The sequence below is a fragment of the Trebonia sp. genome (assembly GCF_049794275.1).
GTDB lineage: Bacteria > Actinomycetota > Actinomycetes > Streptosporangiales > Streptosporangiaceae > Trebonia.
In genome coordinates this window covers 1-5,962 of sequence record NZ_JBARCR010000796.1, presented here as the reverse complement: position 1 = coordinate 5,962, position 5,962 = coordinate 1, and the positions used below count along the sequence as shown (strand labels likewise).

Sequence of the window (5,962 nt, the reverse complement as noted above, 5' to 3'; positions counted from 1 at the left end):
CCTGAAGCGGCTGCTGGCGGCGCGGCACGCCGGCGACCGCGAGGCCTACTCGGCCGCCAAGGCGGCGTTCGTGGCGAACGCCCTCGCCGGGCACGCCGGCTGAGCCGCCCCGGCGGCTTCCCCGCGGAGCCATCCGGGCAAGCCCGGCGCGTCAGCGGGCCACCGTCGGACGGAACCGATAAAGTAGCAATACCGGGCTGGCGTGATCACGGCGTCGGCCGCCTTCCCCCGGTATCCGGTCGTAGGACAACCGCGCCGCGCTTGCGTTTCGCCAGCGCACGGGCGGCGCGAAGCGTGCCTTAGGAGGCGGTTGGTTCATGTCGGCACCCGCGACGGCCTCGCCCGAGGGGAACCTTCCGTACGCTCACCTGCACGTGCACACCGAGTACTCGATGCTGGACGGCGCGGCGCGGTTCAAGGACCTGTTCAAAGAGGTCAAGGCGCTGGGCATGACGCACGTGGCGATGACCGACCACGGCAACCTGTTCGGCGCCGCCGAGTTCTACCGGCAGGCCATGGACGCCGGCATCACCCCGGTCATCGGCATCGAGGCGTACGTCGCCCCGGAGCGCCGCGACAATCCCGGCAAGATCTTGTGGGGCCAGCCGCACCAGAAGAAGGACGACGTCGCCGCGTCCGGCGCCTACGTGCACAAGACGATCTGGGCCCAGAACAAGGAGGGCCTGCTCAACCTCTTCAAGATCTCGTCGCGGTCGTTCGCCGAAGGCTGGCTCACCAAGTGGGCCCGCCCGGACAAGGAGCTCATCAGCGAGTACGCCGGCGGCCTGATGGCGTCCACCGGCTGCCCGTCGGGTGAGGTGCAGACCAGGCTGCGGCTTGGCCAGCAGGAAGAAGCGCTCAAGGCCGCCGCCGAGTGGCGCGACATCTTCGGCGCGGAGAACTATTTCCTCGAGCTGATGGACCACGGCCTCGAGATTGAGACGCGGGTCCGCGACGGCCTGCTCGACATCGCGAAGAAGCTGAACATCCCGCCCGTCGTCACCAACGACTCCCACTACACGAGGCAGGCCGACGCCCAGGCGCAGGAACTGCTGCTGTGCATCCAGACCGGCACCAACATGGCCGACGAGGGCCGGTTCAAGTTCGACGGCACCGGCTACTACATCAAGCCGGCCAGCGAGATGTACGCGATCAGCAACAGCGACGTCTGGCAGGAGGGGTGCCGCAACTCCCAGCTGCTCATCGCCGACCGGGTCGACCCCGCCGGGATGTTCGAGTTCAAGAACCTGATGCCCAGGTTCCCGATCCCCGACGGCTACGACTCCGAGGACGCGCTGTTCGCGGACGCGGTCTGGCAGGGCATGGCCAAGCGGTACCCCAGCGGGTACGACGAGCAGCGCCGCGCGCAGGCCGAGTACGAGATCTCGATCATCTGCCAGATGGGCTTTCCCGCCTACTTCCTCGTCGTCGCCGACTTCATCAACTGGGCGAAGAACAACGGCGTGGCGGTCGGCCCTGGCCGCGGCAGCGCCGCGGGCAGCATCGTCGCCTACTCGATGGGCATCACCGACCTGGACCCGCTGGACCACGGGCTGATCTTCGAGCGGTTCCTGAACCCCGAGCGAATCTCGATGCCCGACATCGACATCGACTTCGACGAGCGCGGCCGGGCGGACGTCATCAGGTACGTCACCCAGAAGTACGGCAGCGACAAGGTCGCGCAGATCATCACCTACGGCACGATCAAGGCGAAGGCCGCCATCAAGGACTCGACGCGGGTCCTCGGGTTCCCCTACGCCCTCGGCGACCGGATCACCAAGGCGTTCCCGCCCGCGGTCATGGGCAAGGACATCCCGCTGTCCGGCATCTTCGACGAGAGCCAGGACCGCTACAACGAGGCCGGCGAGCTGCGGAACCTCTACCAGACCGAGCCAGAGGTCAAGCAGATCATCGACACCGCCAGGGGCATCGAGGGGCTGATCCGCCAGCCCGGCGTGCACGCGGCCGGGGTGATCATGTCCGCGGAGCCGCTGACCGACCACATCCCGGTGTGGACCAGGTATCCCGACCGCGCGGTCATCACGCAGTTCGACTACCCGACCTGCGAGAGCCTTGGCCTGCTGAAGATGGACTTCCTCGGCCTGCGGAACCTGACGATCATGTCCGACGCGGTGAAGGCGATCGAGCAGAACCGCGGCATCACGATCGACCTGCTCGGCCTGCCGCTGACCGACCAGCCCACCTACGACCTGCTGTCCCGCGGCGACACCCTCGGGGTCTTCCAGTTCGATGGCTCGGGGTACCGGACGCTGCTGCGGCTGCTGAAGCCGGACAACTTCGAGGACATCTCCGCGCTCGGCGCGCTGTACCGGCCCGGCCCGATGGGCGTCAACTCGCACACCAACTACGCCCTGCGCAAGAACGGCCTGCAGCAGATCACCCCGATCCATCCCGAGCTCGAAGAGCCGCTGCGGGAGGTGCTCGAGCCGACCTTCGGCCTGGTCGTCTACCAGGAGCAGGTGCAGAAGGCCGCCCAGGTGCTGGCCGGGTACACGCTGGGACAGGCCGACCTGCTCCGGCGCGCGATGGGCAAGAAGAAGAAGGAGATCCTGGACAAGGAGTTCGGCCCGTTCCGTGACGGCTGCCGGGCGCGCGGCTACTCCGACGCGGCGATCAAGGCGGTGTGGGACGTGCTCGTCCCGTTCGCCGGCTACGCGTTCAACAAGGCGCACTCCGCCGCCTACGGCCTGGTCTCCTACTGGACCGCCTACCTGAAGGCGAACTACCCGGCCGAGTACATGGCGGCCGTCCTCACGTCCGTCGGCGACGACAAGGACAAGTCCGCGCTCTACCTCAGCGAGTGCCGCCGGATGGGCGTGAAGGTGCTGCCGCCGGACGTGAACGCCTCCGTGGCGACGTTCACCGCGGTCGGCGCCGACGTCCGGTTCGGCCTCGCGGCGATCCGCAACGTCGGGATCAACGTGGTCGACGCGATCATCGCGGCGCGCAAGTCCAAGGGCGAGTTCACCAGCTTCGCCGACTTCCTGCGCAAGGTCCCCGCCCTGGTATGCAACAAGCGCGTCATAGAAAGCCTGGTCAAGGCCGGCGCGTTCGACTCGTTCGCGCATCCGCGCAAGGGCCTGGTGCTGATCCACGAGCAGGCGGTCGACTCGGTCATCGACCTCAAGCGGAACGAGGCGATCGGCCAGGACTCGCTGTTCGGCGGCGACGAGGAGGCCGAGGCGGCGTTCGAGGTCGCGATCCCCGACTTGGAGTGGGACAAGAAGACCAGGCTGAACTTCGAGCGGGAGATGCTCGGCCTGTACGTCTCCGACCACCCATTGTTCGGCGTCGAGCACATCCTGGCCCGCGACGCCGACATCGTGCTGGCCGAGCTGATGTCCGCGGGTGACGCCGACGCGGGCGAGGAGGATCGCCCCGCCATGCCGTCACCGCCGCCGGGGGGCCGCAACGAGGGCCAGATCGTCAAGATCGGCGGCATCTTGTCCGGCGTCACCCGCAAGGTCACCAAGCAGGGCAACCAGTGGGCCACCGCGACCCTCGAGGACCTCGGCGGCGCGATCGAGGTGCTGTTCTTCCCGCAGACCTACCAGCTCTACGCCACCGCGATCGCCGAAGACGCGATCGTCGTGGTCAAGGGCCGGGTGGACCGCCGCGACGACGTGCCGAAGCTGATCGCCATGGACATGACGATCCCCGACCTGACGGCCGCGGAGGGGAACCTCCCTTTCGTGGTGTCGCTCCCGGTCACCCGCTGCGTCCCGCCGGTGGTCGAGCAGCTCCGTGAGGTGCTTCGCACCCACCCGGGCCCGACCGAGGTGCACCTGCGGCTGCGCGGCAACCAGACAACGACCGTGGTCCGCCTCGACGACAAGCTGCGCGTCACCGCGTCGCCCGCGCTGCACGCGGACCTCAAGCAACTCCTCGGCCCCGCCTGCATCGCCAGCTAGGGGCGGGGCGCGGGGCTTGGTGGTGTTTACCGCGTCAGTCGGCGCCCGGGGCGGGCACCGAACGACGCGGCGTCACACCACCGGCGCCCCGCGCTTCCCTCAGTCATCGGGCGTCCCTCGCGTTAAGTCCTCGTTATTGGCGGTGTGGCCCACAGCGTCAATAGATTCGCGCCCGTGGGCCACACCGCCAATTCGCGCCTGCCGCGCGGAAGGGCGGCGCCCCGTCTGACTCTATGAAGGTGGTCGATGGCCCATTGACCACCTTCTATGGCGGACGATGGTCCATCGACCGCGTTCGGCGCGCCCGGCCTGGGATCAGGTGGCCGTTAGGTTGCGGCGGATTCGGGTGAGGGCCGCTACGAGGGCCGTCCGCTCCGCGGGGCCGAAGCCCGCGAGGGCGCGCTCGGTTAGGCGGTGTGTTTCCTCGTCGATGACCTTCTCCAGCTCACGGCCGCGGTCGGTGAGCGTGAGCCGCACCAGGCGGCGGTCGGTCGGATGCGGTTCCCGCCGTAGCAGGCCGGCGGCCGCCATCCGGGTGGCCGCCCGGGTTACCGTCGGCGTCGACAGGCCGAGGCGCCTGGCGATCTCGCCGGGGGACAGGCCGTCCTCGCGCCACAGGCAGCGCAGCACGAACTGCTGGCCCTCGTAGACGCCGTGCCGGGCGAAAGCGGTGGCCGCGGCGTGGGCGAGCGCGTGCTTCGCCGACCAGAAGGCGGTCTGGAAGTCGTCGCCGACTTCGGCTATCGCGGCGTCGCCGCCAGAGGCCGGGGCTTCCGTGCTAGTTCTCTCTGACATGGCACGCCAAGCGTACGTCGGCGAATTCAGCGGAGCACCTACCCATTATTCGTTAGCCGGCTTATGATTGAGCTATTGCCCGGCTAACGAATAGGAGCCTAGTCGATGAAGCTAGGGATAGTGTTCGGCGACTTCTCCTGGCCGGTGCCGGCCAGCGAGCTCGGCGGGATGATCTCCCGGCTGGGCCGCCAGGCCGACGAGGCAGGAGTCGACAGCCTGTGGGTGATGGACCACTTCTTCCAGATCCGGCTCACCGGCCTGCCGCCGGAGTCGCCGATGCTGGAGTCGTACGCCACGCTGGGCGTGCTGGCGGGGCAGACCACGCGGATCAAGCTCGGCACGCTGGTGACGTCGGTCGCCTACCGGCACCCGGGCGTGCTGGTCAAGACGGTCACCACGCTGGACGTGCTCAGCGGCGGGCGGATGTACCTCGGCGTCGGCGCGGGCGCACCGTGGAACGTGCCGCCGCAGGGCCCGGGCACGGCGTGGGAGGCCGAGGGCCTCGGCATCCCGTTCCCGCCGCTCGCCGACCGCTTCGAGATGCTCGAGGAACTGCTCCAGGTCGCGAACCAGATGTGGGCCGGCGACCAGTCGCCGCATGAGGGCAAGCACTACCAGCTCGTCCGCCCGCTCAACTCGCCCAACTCGGTGCAGCGCCCGCGCCCGCCGATCCTCGTCGCCGGCGGCGGCGAGCGCAAGACGCTGCGGTTCGTCGCGCGGTACGCGGACGCCTGCCACCTGCTCGACGCGCCAGGCAGCGAGTTCGGCCACGACATCCGGCACAAGCTCGACGTCCTGCGCGGGCACTGCGCCGCGGCCGGCCGGGACTACGACGAGATCGAGAAGACCGTCGGCACCAGGGCCGACCTCGAAGACGACCTCGACAAGGGGCTCGGCGAGGCGCTCGTCAGGCTGCGCGAGCTGGCAGACCTCGGCTTCGACCACGCCATCCTAGGGCGGCGCGGTCCGTGGACCGAGGAGAGCATCGCGGCACTCGCTTCGATCCTGCCCGAGGTTCACGCGCTGGGCGCGGGCCCCGGCCGGTGACCTGCTACCGGGAGAGCTGGTCGAACAGCCTCCGGTACCGCTGAATCAGCAGCCGCAGCTGCTCGGTGTCGGGGCCGTCAGCCGCCTGCCGGTCCCCGTCGGGGGCCGCGGCACCGGGCGCGGTGCCGCCGCTGTCGGCGTACTGCGTGCCGTCCGGCATGCCGTCACGGTCCCACACGTCGCGCAAC

4 protein-coding genes are annotated in these 5,962 nt (G+C 69.2%); 2 read left to right on the top strand and 2 right to left on the bottom strand.

Annotation, left to right across the window (positions count from 1 at the left end):
- The first annotated feature begins 317 nt into the window (after positions 1-317).
- Complete coding sequence (gene dnaE, locus WA805_RS20735; protein ID WP_422290699.1) at positions 318-3,932, top strand: DNA polymerase III subunit alpha; 3,615 nt, start codon at positions 318-320, stop codon at positions 3,930-3,932.
- 315 nt (positions 3,933-4,247) lie between these two features.
- Here dnaE and WA805_RS20730 read toward each other — a convergent pair whose 3' ends face one another.
- A complete protein-coding gene (locus WA805_RS20730) occupies positions 4,248-4,727 on the bottom strand; it encodes a MarR family transcriptional regulator (RefSeq protein WP_422273269.1) in 480 nt (159 codons plus the stop codon).
- Between the two features lie 105 nt (positions 4,728-4,832).
- Here WA805_RS20730 and WA805_RS20725 point away from each other — a divergent pair, with 105 nt between their 5' ends.
- The gene (locus tag WA805_RS20725; protein ID WP_422324026.1) at positions 4,833-5,774 is read left to right on the top strand and encodes an LLM class F420-dependent oxidoreductase; all 942 of its coding nucleotides are present in this window, start codon (positions 4,833-4,835) and stop codon (positions 5,772-5,774) included.
- 4 nt (positions 5,775-5,778) lie between these two features.
- Here the strand turns inward: WA805_RS20725 and WA805_RS20720 are convergent.
- On the bottom strand, positions 5,779-5,962 hold a 184-nt coding region (locus WA805_RS20720; protein ID WP_425243155.1), incomplete at its 5' end, for a hypothetical protein.